General features: G+C 25.7%; 19 protein-coding genes. 14 read left to right on the top strand and 5 right to left on the bottom strand.

Annotated features, from left to right (window positions below):
• Positions 1-8: 8 nt before the first annotated feature.
• On the bottom strand, positions 9-788 hold the full coding sequence (gene suhB, locus FD726_RS00210) for an inositol-1-monophosphatase (protein WP_159989581.1): 780 nt from the start codon (positions 786-788) through the stop codon (positions 9-11).
• A gap of 628 nt (positions 789-1416) precedes the next feature.
• On the opposite strand from suhB, the gene FD726_RS00215 reads away from it, so the two are divergent.
• The 10 genes from FD726_RS00215 (at position 1417) to guaA (ending at position 14076) form a co-directional block, all read left to right on the top strand.
• A complete protein-coding gene (locus FD726_RS00215) occupies positions 1417-2565 on the top strand; it encodes an IscS subfamily cysteine desulfurase (protein WP_159989582.1) in 1149 nt (382 codons plus the stop codon).
• A 280-nt stretch (positions 2566-2845) separates the two neighbouring features.
• A complete protein-coding gene (gene ndk / locus FD726_RS00220) occupies positions 2846-3277 on the top strand; it encodes a nucleoside-diphosphate kinase (RefSeq protein WP_159989583.1) in 432 nt (143 codons plus the stop codon).
• Positions 3278-3345: 68 nt separating this feature from the next.
• Entirely contained in the window at positions 3346-4461 is a 1116-nt protein-coding gene (gene rlmN / locus FD726_RS00225) for a 23S rRNA (adenine(2503)-C(2))-methyltransferase RlmN (protein ID WP_159989584.1), read from the top strand.
• Positions 4462-4775: 314 nt separating this feature from the next.
• Positions 4776-5894, top strand: a complete 1119-nt coding sequence (ispG, locus tag FD726_RS00230) for a flavodoxin-dependent (E)-4-hydroxy-3-methylbut-2-enyl-diphosphate synthase (RefSeq protein ID WP_159989585.1) — start codon at positions 4776-4778, stop codon at positions 5892-5894.
• A gap of 73 nt (positions 5895-5967) precedes the next feature.
• A complete protein-coding gene (gene hisS, locus FD726_RS00235; RefSeq protein ID WP_159989809.1) occupies positions 5968-7248 on the top strand; it encodes a histidine--tRNA ligase in 1281 nt (426 codons plus the stop codon).
• A 108-nt stretch (positions 7249-7356) separates the two neighbouring features.
• Positions 7357-7929 carry a YfgM family protein gene (locus tag FD726_RS00240; protein WP_159989586.1) on the top strand — a complete coding sequence of 191 codons (573 nt, stop codon included), beginning with the start codon at positions 7357-7359 and terminating at the stop codon, positions 7927-7929.
• Between the two features lie 28 nt (positions 7930-7957).
• Entirely contained in the window at positions 7958-9148 is a 1191-nt protein-coding gene (bamB, locus tag FD726_RS00245; RefSeq protein WP_159989587.1) for an outer membrane protein assembly factor BamB, read from the top strand.
• Between the two features lie 96 nt (positions 9149-9244).
• Positions 9245-10738, top strand: a complete 1494-nt coding sequence (gene der / locus FD726_RS00250; protein WP_159989588.1) for a ribosome biogenesis GTPase Der — start codon at positions 9245-9247, stop codon at positions 10736-10738.
• 218 nt (positions 10739-10956) lie between these two features.
• Positions 10957-12414: an IMP dehydrogenase gene (gene guaB / locus FD726_RS00255; RefSeq protein ID WP_159989589.1), complete on the top strand. Its 1458-nt coding sequence runs from the start codon at positions 10957-10959 to the stop codon at positions 12412-12414.
• Positions 12415-12486: 72 nt separating this feature from the next.
• A complete protein-coding gene (guaA, locus tag FD726_RS00260; RefSeq protein ID WP_159989590.1) occupies positions 12487-14076 on the top strand; it encodes a glutamine-hydrolyzing GMP synthase in 1590 nt (529 codons plus the stop codon).
• A gap of 26 nt (positions 14077-14102) precedes the next feature.
• Here guaA and ppk1 read toward each other — a convergent pair whose 3' ends face one another.
• From ppk1 to purM, 3 genes are all read right to left on the bottom strand, one after another.
• Complete coding sequence (gene ppk1, locus FD726_RS00265) at positions 14103-16157, bottom strand: polyphosphate kinase 1 (protein ID WP_159989591.1); 2055 nt, start codon at positions 16155-16157, stop codon at positions 14103-14105.
• A 108-nt stretch (positions 16158-16265) separates the two neighbouring features.
• A complete protein-coding gene (gene purN / locus FD726_RS00270; RefSeq protein WP_159989592.1) occupies positions 16266-16901 on the bottom strand; it encodes a phosphoribosylglycinamide formyltransferase in 636 nt (211 codons plus the stop codon).
• The gene (purM, locus tag FD726_RS00275; RefSeq protein WP_159989593.1) at positions 16898-17941 is read right to left on the bottom strand and encodes a phosphoribosylformylglycinamidine cyclo-ligase; all 1044 of its coding nucleotides are present in this window, start codon (positions 17939-17941) and stop codon (positions 16898-16900) included. Before purM ends, purN begins: the two co-directional genes overlap by 4 nt.
• 238 nt (positions 17942-18179) lie before the next feature.
• On the opposite strand from purM, the gene upp reads away from it, so the two are divergent.
• The 4 genes from upp (at position 18180) to purC (ending at position 21901) form a co-directional block, all read left to right on the top strand.
• Positions 18180-18806 (top strand): uracil phosphoribosyltransferase, encoded by a 627-nt coding sequence (gene upp, locus FD726_RS00280; RefSeq protein WP_159989594.1) that lies wholly within the window; start codon positions 18180-18182, stop codon positions 18804-18806.
• A gap of 443 nt (positions 18807-19249) precedes the next feature.
• Entirely contained in the window at positions 19250-20131 is an 882-nt protein-coding gene (dapA, locus tag FD726_RS00285; RefSeq protein ID WP_159989595.1) for a 4-hydroxy-tetrahydrodipicolinate synthase, read from the top strand.
• 9 nt (positions 20132-20140) lie between these two features.
• Entirely contained in the window at positions 20141-21163 is a 1023-nt protein-coding gene (gene bamC / locus FD726_RS00290) for an outer membrane protein assembly factor BamC (RefSeq protein ID WP_159989596.1), read from the top strand.
• Between the two features lie 24 nt (positions 21164-21187).
• Positions 21188-21901 carry a phosphoribosylaminoimidazolesuccinocarboxamide synthase gene (purC, locus tag FD726_RS00295; RefSeq protein ID WP_159989597.1) on the top strand — a complete coding sequence of 238 codons (714 nt, stop codon included), beginning with the start codon at positions 21188-21190 and terminating at the stop codon, positions 21899-21901.
• A 28-nt stretch (positions 21902-21929) separates the two neighbouring features.
• On the opposite strand, the gene dapE is transcribed toward purC, so the two are convergent.
• Positions 21930-23057: a succinyl-diaminopimelate desuccinylase gene (gene dapE, locus FD726_RS00300; RefSeq protein WP_159989598.1), complete on the bottom strand. Its 1128-nt coding sequence runs from the start codon at positions 23055-23057 to the stop codon at positions 21930-21932.
• Between the last annotated feature and the right edge of the window lie 520 nt (positions 23058-23577).

Genomic DNA, 23577 nt, shown 5'->3' on the forward strand with positions numbered 1-23577 from the left:
TTATTCAATTATATATTACGTATTTTTAATAATATTGATTTTAGTACATGGGGATTAGCCGCAATGATATTGTTTGAATTTGTATGATTGCCATTAAAATCAGTAATTAATCCTCCTGATTCCCTTACCAATAACTCACCTGCACTAAAATTCCAAGGTTTCAATCCAATATAAAAATAACCATCTACACGTCCCGCTGCTACATATGCCATATCTAATCCTACTGAACCAGTACGACGAAAATCTATATAATTATGTTTAAATATTTGATTAATCTTAGTAATATATTTTTGGTTATCTTGCTGCAGAGATAATAAATAACCTATAGCCAATATAGTTCCCTTTAAATCTACTGCATTACTACATCTCAATCGATAACCATTAAGCTGTGCTCCTTGTCCGCGCACAGCGCTAAATATTTCATTAAGTATAGGAGCATAAATTACAGCTATTTCAGTGCGATTTTTCATAGTTAAAGTTATTGAAATTGAAAAATTAGGCAAACATTTTAAAAAATTACTAATACAATCTAAAGGATCTATAGTCCATTTTATATCTTTATTTGAACCAATAATTTTACCATGCATTTCAGTAATAATATTGTGTTCAGGATATGATTTACGGATCACATCAATAATTAATTTTTCTAATTCAATTTTAACAGAATTAGTGATGTTTTTGATATTGGGTTGATTGATTTTAACGGTACTTACGATTTCATAATTTTTAACAATTAAATTTCCTGCTCTTCTCACTGCACGTATAGCAATATTCAGCATTGGATGCATTATTATTTCTCGTTAAATATCCGTATTAGAAAGGTAAAATTTAGAAATGTAAATTTAATATTTTATAGATTACTTGAATTTTGATTATTATACAATATGTTGTTTTAATAATTATATTTGATATTATTTTATTACTTAATAACATCAATTATATCATAAATTAATTTTAAATATTTAAAATACTTTATACAATAATTTTTTAAAATATCATAAATTAATAATTGTCAATGATCAAAATAATGTAAAAATTATTTTATTTAAGAAAATATCGTGAAATAGAATATTAAATTTATACATGTATATAAAATCAATTATGTATAACATTTTATTGAAAATAAAATGATTATTAATTTGAAACATATATAATCAAAATTGATTTTCATAGTATTTTAAAAAGGTAATAAAATATTAAATATATTTATTTAAATATAATTCAAAAATATTTTTATATTATTTTAAAAAATATAAAATTTACATATTTGTTGATTCTAATATAGCATAAAACAAATAATAATGTTTAAATTTATTGCTTGTTTTATGCTATTAAGATTATTTTATATAATTACATTTATATTATTAATTAGTAATAAATATATTTTTTATATAAAATTAATGGAGTAATTATAAAATGAAATTACCAATTTATTTAGATTACGCTTCGACAACTCCAGTTGATGAACGTGTTGCTAATAAAATGATGCAATATTTAACTAAAGATGGAATTTTTGGTAATTCTGCTTCTAGATCTCACTGTTTCGGCTGGAAAGCAGAAGAAGCAATAAATATTGCTCGTAGTCAAATAGCAAAAGTAGTGAATTCTGATCCTAGAGAAATAATTTTTACTTCTGGAGCTACTGAATCTAATAACTTAGCTATTAAGGGAACTGCTCAATTTTTTGAAACAAAAGGTCAACATATAATTACAAGTGTAATTGAACATAAATCAGTATTAGATACTTGTAATTATCTAGAAAATAAAGGTTTTCAAATAACATACCTTCCATGCTCAAAAAAAGGCTTTATATCAGTAGATGAACTAAAATCCTCTTTAAAAGAAGAAACTATTTTAGTTTCAATTATACATGTTAATAATGAAATTGGAACAATCCAAGATATTGTCAATATAGGAGAAATATGTCATAAATATAATATCATGTTTCATGTAGATGCATCACAAAGTATTTGCAAATTACCAATTAATCTAAATAAATTAAAAGTAGATTTGATGTCCTTTTCAGCTCACAAGATATATGGTCCTAAAGGTATAGGCGCATTATATGTACGCAAAAAACCTTATCATCAAATTGCAACTCAAATTCATGGTGGAGGACATGAACGCGGAATACGTTCTGGAACTTTACCTGTACACCAAATTGTTGGTATGGGAGAAGCTTATCGTATTGCAAATAAATACATTAAAAAAGAATCAATATATTTAAGAAATTTACGTAATAAGTTTTGGCAAGAAATTTGTACATTAGATAATGTATCAATTAATGGAGATTTACAAAATAGTATCGGAAATATTATTAATATAAGATTTAATAACATAGATAGTGAATCTTTAATTTTAGCTTTGAAAGATCTGGCAATTTCTTCTGGTTCTGCCTGTACTTCCGCATATCTTGAAGCTTCTTATATATTACGTGCTTTAGGATTAAGTGAAGAAATGGCACATAATTCTATTCGTTTTTCTATAGGCAGATTTACTACTATAGAAGAAATTGATTATGCTATATCTTTAATAAAAAAATCAGTATCTTATTTATCGAGATAATTCTAATTTTAAATTAGAATGAAAAATGAATCTTTGATTGTTACATTAATAGTGACATAATTTGATAATTACTTTTTTTTATGATTTTCATTATTAAAAAAAAGATATAACTGTAATGTTTTAAAAAATTATACTGTTCATATTAATCAATCATATTACTTTACTAAATTATTTTATTATAAGATAATCATATAAAATATAGAATTATATTTCTAAAATAAAAAATTAATTTTACAAAATATCTTAATAACATTATTTAATAAAAATTTAAGAGAATAATATGACACTTGAGCGCACTCTTTCAATAATTAAACCTAATATAGTAGCTAAAAATTTGATAGGTAAAATTATCAATAAATTTGAAATTACAGGTTTTAAAATTATTGGCATAAAAATGATTCGGTTAAATAAACAACAAGTTGAAAATTTTTATAAACTACATATCAATAGGTATTTTTTTAAAGATCTAGTTAATTTCATGATTTCAGGACCTATTATTGTTGCTATATTAGAAAGTGAAAATGCTATTAAATTACATCGAGAATTAATAGGAGATACTAATCCACTTAAAGCATTAAAGGGTACACTACGTGCTGAATATGCTGATAGCTATACTGAAAATGGTTTTCATGGTTCTGATTCCGAAAAATCAGCTATGTTTGAAATTAATTATTTTTTTAGAAAAGATGAGATATTTTCTGGTGTAAATTGATTTTAAAATAACTAAATATAAAACAATTATTTATATTGTTTTATGTAAAGAATGATTAAGGTAAACCTATGTTTAGAGAAATATCAGAATCTCCTTCTTCTATATTTTTTAATAAATTATTTTTTGAAAAACAAAAAATTAATATGCTTGAATTAAATAGAGAAAAAATGAAAGAATTTTTTGTTTCGCTAGGAGAAAAACCATTTCATGCAGATCAAGTAATGAAATGGATTTATCATCATTACTGTGATGATTTTCATAATATGACTAATCTTAACAAAGAATTACGTTCTAAATTAGAAAAATTTGCTAAAATCAGTATACCTAGTGTAGTTAAAGAGGTTAGATCTTCTGATGGAAGTATTAAATGGTCTCTTGAAGTTGAAAATCAGTTTATAGAGACTGTTTATATTCCTTATAAAAAACGTGCTACACTATGTATTTCATCACAAATCGGTTGTGCTTTGGGATGTAAATTTTGCTATACTGCTACACAGGGATTTATCCGTAATTTAAGTACAGCTGAAATTATTGGACAAATTTGGTGTATATCTAATATTATAAAAAATAATAAATCAATAAGTAATATGCATCCTATTACTAATATAGTGTTTATGGGAATGGGAGAACCATTATTAAATTTAAATAATGTTGCAAGATCAATAAATATAATGTTAGATGATTTTGGTTTTGGTTTTTCTAAACGTCGCATAACATTATCAACTTCTGGCATAGTGCCAGCATTGAGCAAATTAAGTGAACTTGTTGACGTGTCTCTTGCAATATCATTGCATGCTCCAAACGATAATTTACGAAACGAAATAATGCCGATCAATAAAAAATATAATATTAATAATGTTTTGTTAGAAATTAGAGAGTATCTAGCACAATCTAAAACTAAAAAAGGAATTGTTACCATTGAGTATGTTTTACTTAGTCATGTGAATGATCATATTAATCATGCATATGAATTAGTAAAATTACTTAAAAATTTACCGTGTAAAATAAATCTTATCCCCTGGAACTATTTTCCAGGATCATCTTATTTCCGTAGTTCTAATAATCGTATCATGCGTTTCTCAAAAATTTTAACAGAGCAGGGATTTAATACTATTATTCGTAAAAATAGAGGTAGTGATATTAGTGCAGCTTGTGGTCAATTGACTGGTATAGTTAAAAACTAAAAAATTATCATTAATATTTTGGATATTATAAGACAACCAATTATAATCTTAATTATTAAGGCAAATGAAATATCCCATTACAATTATTACACACCGTTATATTTTAAATATTGCATTTAATCTGCATTCAGTACAAATTTTGTATTGCATAATTAACTTTTTTTACTAAACAATTATAAAGTTATTAAATAATTATGCAGTACTGTTAAAAATAACTAATCACATATAATATAATATGTAGTAGTTTCTTTTTAACAATTATATAATAGAAGAATATTCTATTTACTTTGTTCTGGTAATTCTTGGAGAAATATGTGTATAGCAAAAAACATATTATTCGGCGTCAATCAAAACTTATTCATGTAGGTAAAGTACCGATTGGAAATGGAACTCCTATAACTGTTCAATCAATGACCAATACATGTACTACAGATATTAATGCAACAATTAAACAAATTGAATCTCTTAAAAATGCAGGTGCTGACATCATTAGGATTTCAGTACCACATATGGATGCTGTCAAAGCATTTAAACTAATAAAACAAAAAACAGATATACCATTAATAGCTGATATTCATTTTGACTATCGTATTGCATTAAAAGTTGCTGAATATGGAGCCGATTGCTTACGCATTAATCCAGGAAATATTGGTAATGAAAGAAAAATTCGCATGGTAGTAGATTGTGCAAAATATAATAATATTCCTATTCGCATTGGTGTAAATTCGGGATCTTTAGAAAAAGATATTATAAATAAATATGGTAGAGTCATACCAGAAGCTTTAGTAGAATCTGCTATGCGTCATGCAGATTATTTAGATCGTTTTAATTTTGATCAATTTAAAGTAAGTGTTAAAGCTTCTAATGTTTCCATTGCAGTAAAATCTTACCGTTTGCTTGCTAAGCAAATAGATCAACCATTGCATATTGGTATTACTGAATCTGGAACTATACGTAATGGTACAGTTAAGTCTTCTATTGGTATTGGACTGTTACTGTCAGAAGGAATTGGTGATACAATAAGAGTATCATTAGCAGCAAATCCTATAGAAGAAATTAAAGTGGGTTTTGATATACTTCACTCTTTAAATATACGTTCACGTGGTGTTAATTTTATTGCTTGTCCTACTTGTTCTCGACAGGAATTTGATGTTATAAGCACCGTTAATGAACTAGAAAAACGCCTTCATGATATATCAATACCAATCAATGTTTCAATTATTGGTTGTATCGTAAATGGTCCGGGAGAAGCTGCTACATCAACAATAGGTTTAACTGGAGGTAAAAATAAGAGCAGTGTTTATGAAGATGGTTTACGTAATAAAAATAAGATTGATAATAAAAATATAATAGATCAATTAGAAATGCGTATTCGTAATAAAGTATTGAATATTGATCAAAAAATATATTCTAATGAATTATTGAAAAAATAAATTCAATTAATCATATAAAATAGTTTTTTATTTCTAACTGTTATTTACATAATAAGGAATATGTAATGTGATCATAGCTAAAAATATTCAAGCAGTAAGAGGAATGAAAGATTATTTACCTAATAATGTATATATTTGGCAAAAAATTGAAAACATATTAAAAAATATTTTAAACAGCTATGGTTATAGCGAGATTAGGTTGCCAATTATAGAACATATTTCATTATATAAGAGGACTATTGGAGATATTACAGATTTAGTAGAAAAAGAAATGTATAATTTTACCGATCGCAATGGTGATGTCCTTACATTACGTCCAGAGGGTACTGCTGGATGTGTTCGTGCTGGAATAGAGCATGGTTTTCTTTATAATCAAGAACAAAGATTATGGTATATGGGTCCAATGTTTCGTTATGAACGTCCGCAAATGGGTCGTTATCGTCAATTTCATCAATTTGGAGTAGAGGTGTTTGGTTTAGAAGGACCAGATATTGATGCTGAATTAATTATGATAAATAGCCGATTGTGGAGAGCATTAGGAATACATAATCATATTAGATTGGAAATCAATTCTATTGGTTCATTTGACTCATGTAAGAATTACCGTAATGTACTAATTGATTTTTTAGAAAAACATAAAGATTCATTAGATGAAAATTGTCAAAAACGTATGTATACTAATCCTATGAGGGTTTTAGATAGTAAAAATCCTATAATTAAGTCTCTAATGGAAAATGCTCCTAAGATTATTAACTATGTAGATGATGATTCTCTCAATCATTTTAAGAACTTATGTAAATTACTTGATGAATTAAACATATCATATAAAATTAACCATAATTTAGTTCGTGGACTTGATTATTATAATCGTACAGTAATTGAGTGGATTTCAGATTCTTTAGGTGCTCAGGGTACTATTTGTGGAGGTGGTCGCTACGATAATTTAGTTAATCAATTAAGCAACTATTCTACACCTGCTGTAGGTTTCGCTTTAGGAATGGAAAGGTTATTATTTCTAGTTAAAACAATAAATCCAAATTTTGAATTAAAAAATAATCGTAATTTTGATGTACATATAATAACTAATTGTCAAGGTATAAAAATAATTGCTTTAGATTTAGCTGAAGAGTTAAGAGATAAAATACCTGAATTAACATTCATAACAAGTTTTAGAAATACAAGTTTAAAAAAACAAATTATACGTGCTACAAAATTGGGAGCAACTTTCGTGTTAATATTAAATAAAAACGATAGAAATTTACATAATATTATAGTTAAAGATTTAAGAAATGGTAAAGAACAAATTGTATTTAAATTAGATATTTTAAGTACACTAAAATTTTTATTAAAATAAAAATTTTAGTGTACTATGAATATAATGGATTAAGCAATTATGCATATTAATGAAATTAAAAAAGTAAATTTTAAAGAATTTCTTTATAAAAAAAGGAAAATATTAATTATGTCTTTAATATTTTCCGTATCTATTTTTATGTTAATTATAAGTGGATGGTTATTTTTTTATCAAAAATCAAATGAAAATAATATTAAAACTAAAGACCTATTAGAACAATATCAAAAAATAATCAGTTCAATGCAAGTTAAACAATCTGGAAAACATTTATCAGAGCATTCTTTAAAAGATATTAATAACTTTATAAATAAAAATACAAATGTTTATGGTTCTATGGCAGGAATGTTATTAGCGAAATATTATGTTAATAATAATCAATTAGATAAAGCAACATCAACATTAAGAACAAGTTTAAAATATAATAGTGATATAAATTTTAAGTCTCTGATAATGTTGCGTTTAGCACGTATTCAAATTGAACAGAATAAATTAGATGAAGCGATTAAAACTCTAGATAATATAACTGATGATAGCTGGACATCTATAATTGCTGACGTTCGCGGAGAAGCATTATTCAGTAAGGGAGAAAAACAAAAAGCAAGAGAAGAATGGAAAAAATCAGCTAAAACTAGTATATCTCCTATACAGGATAGAATAATAAATATGAAAATAAACAAGTGAAAATTATTTGGTTAAGAGAACTAATATGATGTTAAAAAATTATTTTTTATTTATTTTAATTACGCTTTTAGTAGGTGGTTGTTCTATACCTGGTTTTCAAAAAGATGAAACACATCCGATTTCATTGCCAAAAGTAGAAAATAAAATAACTCCTAAAGAAAAATGGAATCAAAATATTGGAAGTGGAAATAGAAATTTCTACACTAATTTACATCCAGCTTATAAAAATAATATAGTGTATGCTGCAGATAGGTTTGGTATCGTAAAAGCATTTAATGTTATTACTGGTAAAGAAAAATGGAAAATTGATCTTTCTGAAAAACAAGATTTTTTATCTAATAATTCAGCATTATTATCTGGTGGTATTACCGTCGATGAAAATAATATATATATTGGTAGTGAACGGGGGATACTATATTCATTAAAAATTAATGATGGATCTATTGCTTGGAAAACTAAATTAATAGGTGAAATATTATCTTCTCCTGTTGTTCATAATGATTTGATTTTTGTTCATACAAGTAATGGTTTTTTACAAGGCGTAGACAGAAAAAACGGCAAAATTAATTGGAATTTTGAATTAAGTAATTATCCTTTATCTATTAGAGAAGGAACTAAACCAAGCATTATGCTAGATAGTTTAATCATAGGAGATAGTAAAGGTAGAATTAATGCTATATCAATAAAAAATAATCAAATATTATGGAGAAAATATATTTCTGATATAAATACCAATTCTTTAGTAGATCAACAAATACAAGATATTAATATCAGTCCTGTTATTTTTAAAGGTGTTATTTACGTTTCCTCTTATAACGGTAATATAAGTGCATTAGAATTTGCTTCTGGAGATATATTATGGCAACGAAATATAGGAAGTAATATTAAAAAATTAATTGTTAATAATAGTTTTATATATATAGTAGATGTAAAAGATAGATTATTCTCTTTAAGTGTTAATAGTGGAAAAATAATTTGGAGTCAAGAAAATTTAATATATCGTCAATTAACATCTCCTATAATATATAAAAACTACTTAGTAGTTGCAGATATGCAAGGTTATTTGCATTGGATAAATACTGAAGACGGACAATTTGTTGCACAACAAAAATTAGGTCTTGCAGGATTTCAAAGTGAACCAATAGTTGCTGTTAATAACAATAACAAAGAACTTTTAATTCAAAATAATAATGGTAAAATTTACGCTGTTGTTATTTGATAATAATCATCTAATTGACAAAATAATTTTATTGAGATTTAACTATTTTTAAATCAAATGTAAGATTAAATATATTAATTTTATTAAAATGTGAATATGGAACCAATCATTGCTTTAATTGGACGTTGTAATGTAGGTAAATCTACTTTGTTTAATCGGTTAACCAAAAATTATCCTTATGCTTTAGTATCGCATATTTTTGGATCAACACGTGATAGACAATACGGTTATGCTACATTAGAAGGCATAAAATTTACTATAATAGATACTGGCGGAATTAATTATACAGAAATGCGTGCTTCATCATTAAGTATAAAAACTATAGAAACACTAGTAATATCTCAATGTTTAAAAGCTATTAAAGAAGCAGATTTGGTTTTGTTCATTGTTGATGCTATTTCAGGTATTACAAGCGATGATCAAAAAATTTCGAAATATTTACATAAAAATAAAAAACTTGTTTTTGTTGTAGTAAATAAGATTAACGGATTAGATGTTGATTTGGCTACTTTTAATTTTCGTTTTTTAGGTTTTGAAAATATTAATGTTATTGATTCTAATTCCGGATATGGCGTTAATAATTTTTTGAAAAATCTTTTATCTTTTTATAAAAGTAATATCAATTTTATAAAAAAAACCCATAAACCATTAATTAAATTTTCTGAATCTGAATTAGAGGTACCTATAGTAAAAGATAATATTATTATTGAAAAAGATAAAAATAAATTATTTAATACACCAATAAAGTTAGCAATAGTAGGACGCCCAAATGTTGGGAAATCTACTCTTATAAATAGTATTTTAGGTGAAGAGCGTGTAATAGTTTACAATAAACCAGGTACTACAAGAAATAATATATATATTTCAATAAAATATAACAATAATGATTATATTTTAATAGATACTGCTGGTATGCGTAGAAAAAAAAATATCAATAATACCATAGAAGAATTTTCTATTTTTAATACATTAAATGCCATTGATTACTCTGATGTAGTAATTTTACTGATAAATTCACGTGAAGATATTTCTCATCAAGATCTTTATTTATTAAATCTTATAATTAATAAGGGAAGATCATTAATTATTGCAATGAATCAATGGGATAATCTATCATGGAAAATTCGTAAGGAAATAAAAGAGAAAATCAATTTAAGTTTAGGTTTTGTAAATTTTACAAATGTACATTTTATTTCTGCTCTGCATAAAATCGGCATTAAAAAATTATTTAAATCAGTTGATGAAGTTTATAAATGTTCCACAAAACATATAAGTTCTTCTTTATTAACTAGTATTATGAATAAAGCTATTAAAAATCATAAGCCTCCTTTAATAAGAGGTAATTTAATTAAAATGAAATATGCTCATATTATTAGCTATAATCCTATAACTATAATAATACATGGCAATAGATTAAAATATTTACCAGATAGTTATAAACGTTATTTAATAGCGTTTTTTCGTAAATCTATTAATATATTAGGTTCTGTAATTCGTATTAAGTTAAAAGAAGCTAATAATCCTTACAAAAATAAGGATTACTTGCCTAGCTCTAATTTCAGTAAAAAATATAAAAAAATCCAAATATAAAAATAAAATTGTATTTCTTTATATAAGAATTAAATATTAATATCATTAATTAAAAGTATGTTAGTATTAAACATCGCCAAACAAATAGCAATTATATAAATATTATGAATATACTTAGTTTATTAATTGAAATTATAAATAATTTAGATATCTAAATATATTATGTAATCTTATTACAATGTTTTATCTATTCACACTGATAGGAATGGGCTGTTTTTATGTTTAAAATTATTAAAAAAGGACTCACTTTTGATGACGTATTGCTTATTCCTAAATATTCTGAAGTTTTACCCCATCATGTAAATTTAAAAACTCAACTTACTGAAAATATTAATTTAAATATTCCTTTGGTTTCCGCTGCTATGGATACTATTACCGAATCATCATTAGCAATTGCATTAGCACAAGAAGGAGGATTAGGTTTTATTCATAAAAATATGTCTATTGAATGCCAAGTAAATGAAGTACGTAAAGTAAAAAAATATGAAAGCGGTGTTGTTATTAACCCACAAACTGTATTACCAAATACTATATTATCTACCGTAAAATCTATAACTAAAAAAAATGGTTTTGCTGGATATCCAGTAGTGAATAACAGAAATGAATTAGTAGGTATTATCACTAATCGTGATGTAAGATTTGTAACTGACTTAAATCAACCAGTTTCTACAGTAATGACTTCAAAAGAAAAATTAATTACAGTTAAAGAAGGAGAATCTAGAGAAATAGTTTTACAAAAAATGCATGAAAAAAGAGTAGAAAAAGTATTAGTAGTTGATGACAATTTCTGCCTATTAGGCATGATTACAGCTAAAGATTTTCAAAAAGCTGAACGTAAACCTAATGCTTGCAAAGATAGTAAAGGTTGTTTACGCGTTGGTGCTGCTATTGGTATAGGTGAAGATAGTAAAGAACGTGTAGAAGCATTAGTATCTATAGGAGGAATTGATGTTTTATTGATAGATTCATCTCATGGTCATTCGCAAAAAGTATTACAGTTAATTGATAGAATACGTGTCAAATATCCTAATTTAGAAATTATAGGTGGAAATGTAGTAACAGCCGAAGGTGCTTTATCATTAGTTAATTTAGGAGTTAATGCAGTTAAAGTAGGTATCGGACCAGGTTCAATTTGTACAACTAGAGTTGTCACTGGTGTTGGAGTACCGCAAATAACTGCTATTTTTGATGTAGCATGTGCTTTAAGTAACACCGATATACCAGTAATAGCTGATGGTGGTATCAGATTTTCAGGTGATATTGCAAAAGCGATAGCTGCAGGCGCTTATTGTGTAATGGTTGGATCTATGTTAGCTGGCGTTGAGGAAGCACCTGGTGATATTGAGATATATCAAGGTCGTTCGTTTAAATCATATCGAGGTATGGGGTCTTTAAGCGCTATGGTAAAAGGATCATCAGATCGATATTTTCAATTTAATGAAAAATTAGTACCGGAAGGTATTGAAGGTCGAGTACCATATAAAGGTAGTTTAAAAGAAATAGTTCATCAACAAATGGGTGGATTACGTTCCTGTATGGGTTTAACTGGTTGTTTAACCATTAATGATTTGCGCACCAAATCAAATTTTGTACAAATCAGCGATGCAGGAATGAAAGAAAGTCATGTACATGACGTGATAATTACAAAAGAATCGCCTAACTATAGCATCAGATAATAACTCATTATATGCTAGAATGAAATTATGATTAATTTTTTAATTAAACAATATTTTCTGGAATAATTTTCAATGACGATAAAAAATATATATGAATATCGTATTTTAATTATTGATTTCGGATCCCAATATACTAAATTGATAGCCAAAAGAATAAGGGAAATAGGAGTTTATTGTAAAATATTTCCATATAACGTTACTGAGAATGAAATTAATACATTTAATCCTCATGGAATTATAATGTCTGGTAGTCCTGAAAGTACTAGTACATTAAATAGTCCGCGCGCACCTAATTGTATTTTTAACCTAGGCATTCCAATTATGGGAATATGTTATGGAATGCAAACTATGATTCTCCAATTGGGAGGAAAAATTAAAAGTGTTAAAAAACGTGAATTTGGTTACACTAAGATTGAAGTGATAAATTCAATTTCTTTAATGCAAAATATACAATATGATGATTCTGGCAAATGTAATAGCAAAAAATTATTAGGAGTATGGATGAGTCATGGAGATCAAGTTAGCTCTATACCAAATGGTTTTATAATAGTTGCAAAAACTGATAACTGTCCTTTTGCTTTGATAGCTAATGAAACAAAACATTTATATGGGTTACAATTTCATCCAGAAGTAACTCATACCAATCAAGGTTTAGATATTTTAAAAAATTTTATTTTCAAAGTTTGTTTATGTAAACCTTCATGGGTACCAAAGAAAATTGTAAAACACTTAATTGAAAAATTAAAGCACAAAATTGGCAATTGTAAAGTAATTTTAGGTTTATCAGGAGGTATAGATTCTTCTGTTACAGCTGTGCTTTTACATTTAGCTATAGGAAAACAATTAACATGTATATTCATTGATAATGGTTTATTACGCTTCAAAGAAAAAGAAGAGGTAATGAATATATTCAATAATTATTTTAACCTAAATATTATATATGTGAGTGCTGAAGAAAGATTTTTTACTGCATTACTAGGAGTTATTGATCCAGAAGAGAAAAGAAAAATTATTGGCTCAACTTTCATTGAAATTTTTAATGAAGAAGCTAATAAATTAAAAAATATAAAATGGTTAGCACAAGGAACTATTTACTCAGATGTAATTGAATCAAAAGTTTCTTTATTATCGGGGAAAATAAATATAATTAAATCTCATCATAATGTAGGAGGATTACCAGAAAAAATGCAATTAAATCTTATTGAGCCTATTAGAAAATTATTTAAAGATGAAGTTAGAAAAATAGGTGCAGAATTAGGTATTCCTAATGAAATATTATTCCGCCATCCATTTCCAGGTCCAGGATTAGCTATACGTATATTAGGTGAAATAAAGAAAGAATACTGCGATTTATTACGTAAAGCTGATTCAATTTTTATTGAAGAATTACATAAATATAATTTATATAATAAGTTAAGTCAGGCTTTTACTGTATTTCTTCCTGTACGTTCAGTGAGTGTTATGGGTGATGTACGTAATTATGATTGGGTTATTTCACTTCGTGCTATTGAAACTATTGATTTTATGACTGCAAATTGGGCTCATTTACCCTATAATTTACTTACTTGTGTTTCTAATCGTATAATTAATGAAATTCACGGTATTTCTCGAGTTGTTTATGATATTAGTAGTAAACCGCCTGCTACTATTGAATGGGAATAGTTTTAAAAAGTTATTGTTTAGGAATTTCATTTTATTTTTTCTAAATTTTTGATATATTCATAAATTATTAATTGTGATCTTATTTTGTTTATTTTAGGCTTAACATAAGCATTACTTAATGTTTTATCGATAATCCTTGCTTTTACTGTATCATTTAATTGAATATTAACTATATTTAAAATACGTTTTTTTATCTTTGGATCAAGAATAGCTACAGCTACTTCAATACGATAATCAATATTACGTGTCATCCAATCCGCAGAAGATATAAATATTTTTTTATTACCTTTATTCTCAAAAATGTATACTCTATCATGTTCTAAATATCTATCAACGATACTAATAATACGGATATTATCACTAATTCCAGGTATATTAGGAATTAACGTACACATACTTCTTACTAATAAATCAATTTTTACTCCGAAACTTGATGCCTTATATAGTTTATTAATAAGACCTGTATCAACTAAATTATTTAATTTTAAAGTAATAGCTGCTGGTAATTTACGTTTTATATTGGCAATTTCATTATCAATTAATCTATATAGTGCACTACGAGAGTTTTGTGGAGATACAATTAAATAATGAAATTTTACTGGTACATATGGGTTTTTAATAAAATTAAATACCTGGCTTATTTCATTAGTTATTCTAGTATCTGAAGTTAACAATGAGTAATCTGTGTAGAAACGTGCAGTTTTTTCATTAAAATTACCTGTACCTATATGTCCATATAATAATATCGTATTTTTTTCTTGACGAGATATTAAGAATAATTTTGCATGGATTTTTAATCCAGGAACAGAGAAAATTACATGTACCCCTGCTTCAATTAGACGTTTAGACCAATAAATATTAGCTTTTTCATCAAAACGGGCTTGTAATTCAACTACTACAGTAACTTTTTTACCATTATAAGCTGCATGAATCATAGCATCTATAATTCTAGAATTTTTTGCAACTCTATAAATATTAATTTTTATTGATAATACTTTAGGATCAAAAGATGCTTGTTGCAATAATTCTAATATATGTTCAAAAGTATAATAAGGATAATATAGAAGTATATCACTGTTGCGAATGGCATCAAAATAATTTCGCATAACTTTACTAAAGCCCACATGATGAACAGGTGGTAAATGAAGATTAATTAAGTTATTTTTACCAATATTAGGAAAATTAATAAAATCTTTAAAATTATGATAACGTCCGCTGGGTATTACTGAATCTAGATTTGTAATTGAAAGTTTATGACATAACATTTTCACCATATCAACAGGCATATCACGTTGATACACTAACCTTACCGTTTCTGCTGTTAAACGTTGTTTTAAGCTAGATGACACTAAATCTAATAAACTACATTCCAGTTCATCAGATATTAAGCTATATTTTGCATCACGGATTATTTTCATTGAATAGGATTTTATTGTATCATAATTGTAGAAACCTTTAAAAATTTCATCTAAACAATATCTTAAAATATTATCTAATATAATTATATAATTATGTTTACATTTTGATTCTGTAGGAATTTTGATAAAACGAGGAGATTTATCTGAAGGAATTTTTAGTAAAGCATAACAATTATTTTTTTTATAAATAATTTTAATTACTAAATAATTGAAATTATCTTTAAGAAATTTAGTTAAATTAGTTTTATTATTTATCACTATTGGAATTACATGTTGAATTAACTTACTTTTAAAGTATTGACGTAACCAAATTTGCTGATTATCAGATAATTGTAATTCGTTAATTAAGAATATCTTATTATCAGCCATTTCCATTATCAAATTTTTATATATGGTATGTAATTGTTGTTCATATTGTATAACTTGTTTTTTAATTTTTTTAAAAATAAAATATTGATTATTTGATAATTTTTTTTCTTTTCCTATCAAAATATGTCTTTTCAAATTTGCAAAACGCACTTTATAAAATTCATCTAAATTATTTGAATAAATACCTAAAAAACGCATTCTTTCTATTAATGGATTTGTTTTATCTTTTGCTTCCTGTAAAACACGTTCGTTGAAAGATAACCAACTCATTTCTTTTTCAACATAAAACATCATGATTCCTGTAATTTTTATATTACATTGATAGTAGTTGTGAAACTTTAATGAAAATAATAATTTATATTATAGATTTATAATTAATCTTTAAAAGTTAAAATCATACGATTAATCTGTATATCCTTGTAAAGGTAATTTTTCACCATTTAACCATGCTTTTTTTTGTTTCATTATCAATTTTCCTTCTATGAACCATTTAATTGCAACAGGATATATAATATGTTCTTGTTCTTTAATGCGTTTAATGATAGAAGTTTCATTATCTTCAAGAAAAATTGGGATTCTTCTTTGTATAATAATTGGTCCTCTATCCAACTCATTAGTTACGAAATGTACTGAAGATCCATGTTCTAAATCACCATTTTCTAAAACTTTTCGATGAGTGTTCAAACCAGGGTATTTAGGTAGCAAAGAAGGATGAATATTAATTATTATTCCTCTATAACGATTTACAAAAAAACTACTTAAAATACGCATGTAACCTGCTAATACAATTAAGTTTGGTTGATATGTATCAATTTCTTTAGAAAGCATTAAGTCAAAACTTCGACGATCCATAAACTGATTACTATTTATTACTCTTACTGGTATTTGCGCTTTTCTAGCATACGTTAAACCATAAGCTGAATATCGATCGCTTAAAACAGCTACTATTTTTCCATTAATTTTTTTCTGATGACAAGCATTAATAATAGATTGCAAGTTGCTTCCTTCGCCAGAAATTAATATTACTATTTTTTTCATTTTACAAATATTACTCTTTCTTTAGAAGCTGAATTTTTGATCTTACCTATATTCCATGCTAATTCACCGACATTGTTCATAAAAGAAATTATTTTGTTTGCGTCAATTGAATTAACTACTATTAACATACCAACTCCACAATTAAAAATCCTATACATTTCTAATGTGCTTATATTACTTTTTGTTTGTATCCAAGTAAATATATCAGGCCATGACCAACTTCTTTCATTAATTACAGCTTGAGTGTTATCAGGTAATATTCTTGGAATATTTTCTATAAAACTACCGCCAGTCAAATGTATAATTGCTTTTATGTTAAATATTTTTATTAACTTTAAAATATTTTTTACATATATTCGTGTCGGTTCTATTAAATAATTTATTAAAGGTTTTTTATTAAGTAATTGTGTAACAGGATCAATTTTATTGATTTCAAGTATTTTACGTATTAAAGAATAACCATTAGAGTGTGGTCCACTAGAGCTTAAAGCAATCAATTGATCACCATTATGAATTTTTTTTCCATCAATTATTTTTGATTTTTCTACTACACCTAAACAAAAACCAGCCAAATCAAAATTTTGTTCTAAATAAGTTCCGGGCATTTCAGCAGTTTCACCTCCTATAAAAGAACAGCCTGCACTAATACAGCCTGTAACAATACCACTTATTAATGCACGAGAAATATTAGTATCTAATTTATTAATTGAATAGTAATCTAAAAAGAAAAGCGGTTCTGCACCACAAACCACTATATCATTTACACACATAGCAACTAAATCTAGACCAATATTATTGTAATGATTTATATTCATAGCTAAACGTGATTTAGTACCAACACCATCAGTAGTAGAAACTATGACAGGTTGAATATATTTATTTGGTAATTCACATAATGCACTAAAACCGCCAATACTACTTATTACTTCTGGTCTATTAGTTTTTTTTGATATATTTTTTATATATTTAACAAGATCGTTACTGGTATTAATATCAACACCAGCGTCTTTATAGTTTATGTTAGATAATTTATCGAACACTAATTGTATTTTCCTCAATATTCAAATTATTAGTAATTAATAAATTGTTGTTTGGTTATTAATAAAGTAATATAATTGTTTGGTTATTAATAAAGCAATATAATAAAGATTGTAATATAATTCTATATTAAAATTTATTAGTATAGCAAATTTTATATTATGTTAAATAAATAATAAATAGCAAAAATATACTATTATAATATATTTTGATATGAAATTTTTTCCTTAGGAAAAATTAATGAAGGTTATTGAAGTAAAACATCCTTTAATTAAACATAAATTAGGTTTAATGAGAGTTCATAATATTAGTACAAAACATTTTCGTGAATTAGCTAGTGAAATAGGGAGTTTACTTACTTATGTAGCTACTTCAGATTTAAAAACTCAAAGTATTGTAATAAAAGGTTGGCATGGTTTAGTGACTATTGATAGGATAGAACAAAAAGAAATTACAATAGTACCTATCTTAAGAGCTGGTATTGGTATGATGGACGGAGTGCTAAAATATTTACCTAGTGCACGCATTAGCATAGTAGGAATATATAGAGATAAGAAAACATTAATACCTAAACCTTATTTTAAAAAATTAGTTTCTAATATTGCAGAAAGCATAGCTATAATAGTTGATCCTCTATTAGCAACTGGAAGATCAATGATTGCAACTGTCAACCTTTTGAAAAAAGCAGGATGTAAAAATATTAAAGTATTAGTTCTCATAGTAGCACCAGAAGGAATTTACGAATTAGGAAAAGTACATAAAGATATAGAGTTGTATACAGCATCAATAGATAAAAAAATAAATGAACAAGGATATATTATTCCAGGTCTCGGTGATGCCGGAGATAAAATTTTTGGTACTTTATAATATTATGAGAATAATAAGTTAAATGTATTTTTTGTTTACTATATTATTAAAGAAACATTGTATTTATTATATAGTACCATATAATACTATATTATAGTATAAATTCATGATTAATTAAATAAAAATTTTTTGAAATTTGATTTTTATTGGAAGTGAAATATATAAATTTTTAAACAGAATATATAAAGATATAAAGCAGCATTTAAAAAATTATATTAATTAAGCTAATTTTATTAAATTAATTCCTAAATTTACTTATCTAGATAGATAAGTATGCTTAATTAAATGAATCATATTACTAAATAATATTATCAAAAAAGTATTATTAGGTAATTAATACTAAATATGAAAATATTTATACTAATATATATATTATATGAAATATGTCAGATTAAATTTTATTGAATTCAATAAAATTGAAAATATTTTAAGGAAAAAGCATAATGTTTGCGGGAAGTATTGTTGCTCTTATCACTCCAATGGATGTTAGAGGTAATTTATGCCGTTCTAGTTTAAGAAAATTAGTTAACTATCATATTAATAGCGGCACATCAGCTATTGTTTCTGTTGGTACTACTGGTGAATCTGCAACACTGAGTCATGAAGAACATGGAACTGTAGTAATGCAAACTTTAGAACTCGCAAATGAAAAAATAGGAGTAATTGCTGGGACAGGTTCAAATGATACAGCAGAAGCAATTTCTCTTACTAAACGCTTTGAAAACTCTGGAGTTATAGGATGTTTATCTGTAACACCATATTATAATCGTCCTACACAAGAAGGTTTATATCAACATTTCAAAGCTATTGCTAATAGTACTAATTTACCACAGATATTATATAATGTTCCATCTAGAACTGGTTGTGATATCCTTCCTGAAACTATAGCTCGTTTATCGCAAGTTGAAAATATTGTTGGAATAAAAGAAGCTACTGGAGATTTATCACGTATTAATCAAATAACTAATTTAGTAAAAAATGATTTCATTTTAATGAGTGGTGATGATGCTACTGCATTAGATTTCATGAAATTAGGAGGTAAAGGAGTAATTTCAGTAACAGCAAATATTGCTGCCAAACAAATGGTTGAAATATGTCAGTTAGCACATCAACAAGATTTTAATAAAGCTAATAAATTAAACCAAAGTTTAATGTTTTTACATAAGGTTCTTTTTTGTGAATCTAATCCTATTGCCGTGAAATGGGCAGCAAAGAAACTTGGTTTGATTAAATCCGACACTTTACGTCTACCCATGACCCCATTATCTGTAATCAATCAATTACAAGTAGAACAGGCTTTAATAAAATCCGGTTTACAAATGTAGGAATTTTGGATGAATTATTTAGTAAAGAATTCAATTTGTACTTCAATAATAAAAATTTTAGTTGTTACATTTTTATTGACCTCATGTTCTTATAACCAATTTAACATAAATGAATCTTATTACTTAAAAGCTAATAAATTACAACAACTAAAATCACCTAATAATATGATTTTCCCTATTCAAAAAGGTGATTATGATATACCCATTATAAACAATAATAAAATTAAGAAAAAATCTAATTTATATCCACCAATTCAACTTTTAGAGATAATAGACAATACAGATATTAGTTTTGATGGAAATAAAGGATTATTGTTGATAAATCAACATAATATACATGATTTTTGGACAAGAATAATTCATATAATAAAAGTATATAATTTTCCTATTTTATCAAGCAATAAAATTGTACATACGTTAACAACTAATTGGATTTTATTACCTCAATCTTATGGAAGAAAAAAATATATTGGGAAATATAATTTAAGTTTACAAACATATAAATCTAAATTACTATTTATAGTTAATTTAATTAATTTAAAACAAGGAGAAAAAAGTGTCACATCACCTTTTTATATGAGGCATTATACAATACAAATGCTTAATAAAATTATACTGGGTTTGGATAAAACAAAAAATAATAATACTTTATTAAGTTATAATAATAAAATTAATATTCAAAGCATTATCGATAATGAAAATGAATTACCAATGCTAAAACTCAACACGTCGTTTAATATAGCTTGGCAACGTCTAGAAGCTGCTATGAATGTCATAGGTATGCGTGTAATTCATAGTAATAAAATACAAGGTAATTTTAATATAACTTATAAGAAACCGAATAATTTATTTTGGAAATCTATTAATACAGGTAAACCTAGTTTACCAGATGGTAATTATACTGTTCAACTTGGTGATTTTAATAATTATGTTAGCTTAAGATTTATTAATGCAAAAGGTAATATTGTAAATAAAAAAATTAACGATTCTTTAATGAAAGTTCTACAAAATGTAATAAATAAGCAAAATTAAACTTAATGTTCTTGGAATTTTATAATGCAAAAGAAATCTGAAATATATCGAGGAAAATCAAAAACAGTATATTGTACTGAAAAAAAAGATTTTTTAATAATAAATTTTAGAGATGATATATCAGCAAATAATGGAATGACAATTCAAAAATTTGATGGTAAAGGAAAAATAAATAATAAGATTAATTATTTTATTATGACTACATTGCAAAACAATGGAATAAAATCTCATATAGAAAAACAAATTTCTGACAGTGAAATCTTAGTAAAAAATCTAAAAATGATACCAATTGAATGTGTTTTAAGAAATCGTTCTGCAGGTTCTTTAGTTAAAAGAATAAATATAAAGGAAGGAATTATATTAAATCCCCCAATATTCGAAATGTTTTTAAAGAGTGATATTGTAAATGATCCAATGATTAATGAGTCTTATTGTGAAACTTTTGGCTGGGCAAATAAACATCATATTATGACTATGAAGTATCTTACTCATAAGATAAACAATATTTTAAATAAATTATTCCATGATATTGGTATTATATTGGTTGACTTTAAAATAGAATTTGGTCTGTTTAATAATGAAATAATATTAGGTGATGAATTTTCTCCTGATGTTGCGCGTTTATGGGATATAACCAATATGCGGAAACTGGATAAAGATATATTTAGACAAAATTCTACTGGCATAATTCAAGCTTATGAATTAGTTGCTAACAGATTAGGTATAACTTTTAGTTAAGGAAAAATCTAACTTAAAAAATAAATTATTAAGCAATTAATTGTTTCATAATACGCTGATACATCTTACTTAAAATTTGTAAATCGGATATTTTAACATTTTCGTTAATTTTGTGAATTGTTTGATTAACTAAACCTAACTCAATCACTTTTGCTCCAGTTTTAGTAATAAATCTTCCATCAGATGTTCCGCCATTATTAAATATTTTTGGTTTGATTTTGCTATAATGCAAAACTGTTTCTGTGACCACATCAGTGAATTTTTTATGAAAAGTTAAAAAAGGTTTAGCAGCTATATTCCATTCAATAGAATAATCTAATTTTAGATTTGAAAGTAATATATCAAAACGTTCACGAATCATTAAATCATTTAACTCTGTACTAAAACGTATATTAAACTGCACTAATAGGTTTCCAGGAATAATATTATTAATACCATCTCCTGCTTGTATATTGGTAATTTGCATTACAGTTGGTGGGAAAAAATTATTTCCTTGATCCCATGTAACATTGATTAGTTTATTTAAAATTTTTATTCCCTTATGTATAGGATTTTCTGCTAGATTAGGATATGCAACATGACCCTGTATTCCCTTAATAATTAATTTAGCATTTATGGAACCACGACGTCCATTTTTTACTATATCTCCTATAGTAATCTCACTCGTAGGTTCTCCAATCAAACAATAATCTAACCGATCTTGTCTTGAGATTAATTTTTCTACTACTTTTAAAGTACCGTTAATAGCTTTAGTTTCTTCATCTGAAGTTATAAGAAAAGCTAGACAACCTGTATGTTCTGGATATGCTTTTACGAAACGTTCAGCTGCTACTATCATGGCAGCTAAAGCACCTTTCATATCTGCAGCACCACGACCAAATAGTACTCCATTATGTATTATTGGATCAAAAGGGTAATGAGTCCAACTATGAATATTTCCTGGTGGAACTACATCAGTGTGACCAGCAAAAGCCAATGTTTTTCCTTGACGACGTGTAGCCCAAAAATTTTTGGTATCATTAACATTGATCTTTTCTATATCAAAACCTATAGACTCAAGTCTAGCAATTAACAAATCTTGACATCCAGCATCGTCGGGACTTATAGAAGGACATCGAATAAGTTGTTGTGTAAGTTCAACTATTGGACATAACATCAATAATTTTTCCTAAATAATTTTTTAAAATAAAATTATAAAAAAATGAAATAATATTTTGTATTTTTTTATATTTGATAGTACAATCTGTTTTTTAATAACAGTTAATTTATTTAACAATAAAAATTATTAATTATTTAAAATAATAGGTATATGAAGATTTTAAAATTTAATATAATATGATTTTATATTATTATAATTTTATAAAAATTTATTTTCGTTGTAATTTAGTTAAAAAATAGTCCATTATTTTTATAATGGGATAATATAAAAAATAATAGTTGTTTTTTATATTGAAATAATATCACATATAGTAAAATAACTATATTAACGTGTAAATTAACTAAAAAATAATTATATGTATATAATATTGATTTTTTTTCTATAATGAGTGATAATTGATTATCAATAATATTATATAATACAGTTATTTCAGTTTAATTATAAAATACCTCAATTTTTAGTAATAGTAATTTACAAGATTATTAAATTAGCAATCCTAATAATAAATTAATAATAT

Source organism: Pantoea sp. SoEX (assembly GCF_009829945.1).
Lineage (GTDB): Bacteria > Pseudomonadota > Gammaproteobacteria > Enterobacterales > Enterobacteriaceae > Pantoea_C.

Excerpts from the sequence above, each read along its gene's own strand:
- bamC (WP_159989596.1), top strand. The coding sequence starts at position 20,141 with ATGAATTATTTAGTAAAGAATTCAATTTGTACTTCAATAATAAAAATT.
- dapA (WP_159989595.1), top strand. The coding sequence starts at position 19,250 with ATGTTTGCGGGAAGTATTGTTGCTCTTATCACTCCAATGGATGTTAGA.
- bamB (WP_159989587.1), top strand. The coding sequence starts at position 7,958 with ATGTTAAAAAATTATTTTTTATTTATTTTAATTACGCTTTTAGTAGGT.
- suhB (WP_159989581.1), bottom strand. The coding sequence starts at position 788 with ATGCATCCAATGCTGAATATTGCTATACGTGCAGTGAGAAGAGCAGGA.
- FD726_RS00240 (WP_159989586.1), top strand. The coding sequence starts at position 7,357 with ATGTCTTTAATATTTTCCGTATCTATTTTTATGTTAATTATAAGTGGA.
- guaA (WP_159989590.1), top strand. The coding sequence starts at position 12,487 with ATGACGATAAAAAATATATATGAATATCGTATTTTAATTATTGATTTC.
- purC (WP_159989597.1), top strand. The coding sequence starts at position 21,188 with ATGCAAAAGAAATCTGAAATATATCGAGGAAAATCAAAAACAGTATAT.
- ppk1 (WP_159989591.1), bottom strand. The coding sequence starts at position 16,157 with ATGATGTTTTATGTTGAAAAAGAAATGAGTTGGTTATCTTTCAACGAA.
- guaB (WP_159989589.1), top strand. The coding sequence starts at position 10,957 with ATGTTTAAAATTATTAAAAAAGGACTCACTTTTGATGACGTATTGCTT.
- der (WP_159989588.1), top strand. The coding sequence starts at position 9,245 with ATGGAACCAATCATTGCTTTAATTGGACGTTGTAATGTAGGTAAATCT.
- dapE (WP_159989598.1), bottom strand. The coding sequence starts at position 23,057 with ATGTTATGTCCAATAGTTGAACTTACACAACAACTTATTCGATGTCCT.
- ndk (WP_159989583.1), top strand. The coding sequence starts at position 2,846 with ATGACACTTGAGCGCACTCTTTCAATAATTAAACCTAATATAGTAGCT.
- purN (WP_159989592.1), bottom strand. The coding sequence starts at position 16,901 with ATGAAAAAAATAGTAATATTAATTTCTGGCGAAGGAAGCAACTTGCAA.
- FD726_RS00215 (WP_159989582.1), top strand. The coding sequence starts at position 1,417 with ATGAAATTACCAATTTATTTAGATTACGCTTCGACAACTCCAGTTGAT.
- rlmN (WP_159989584.1), top strand. The coding sequence starts at position 3,346 with ATGTTTAGAGAAATATCAGAATCTCCTTCTTCTATATTTTTTAATAAA.
- upp (WP_159989594.1), top strand. The coding sequence starts at position 18,180 with ATGAAGGTTATTGAAGTAAAACATCCTTTAATTAAACATAAATTAGGT.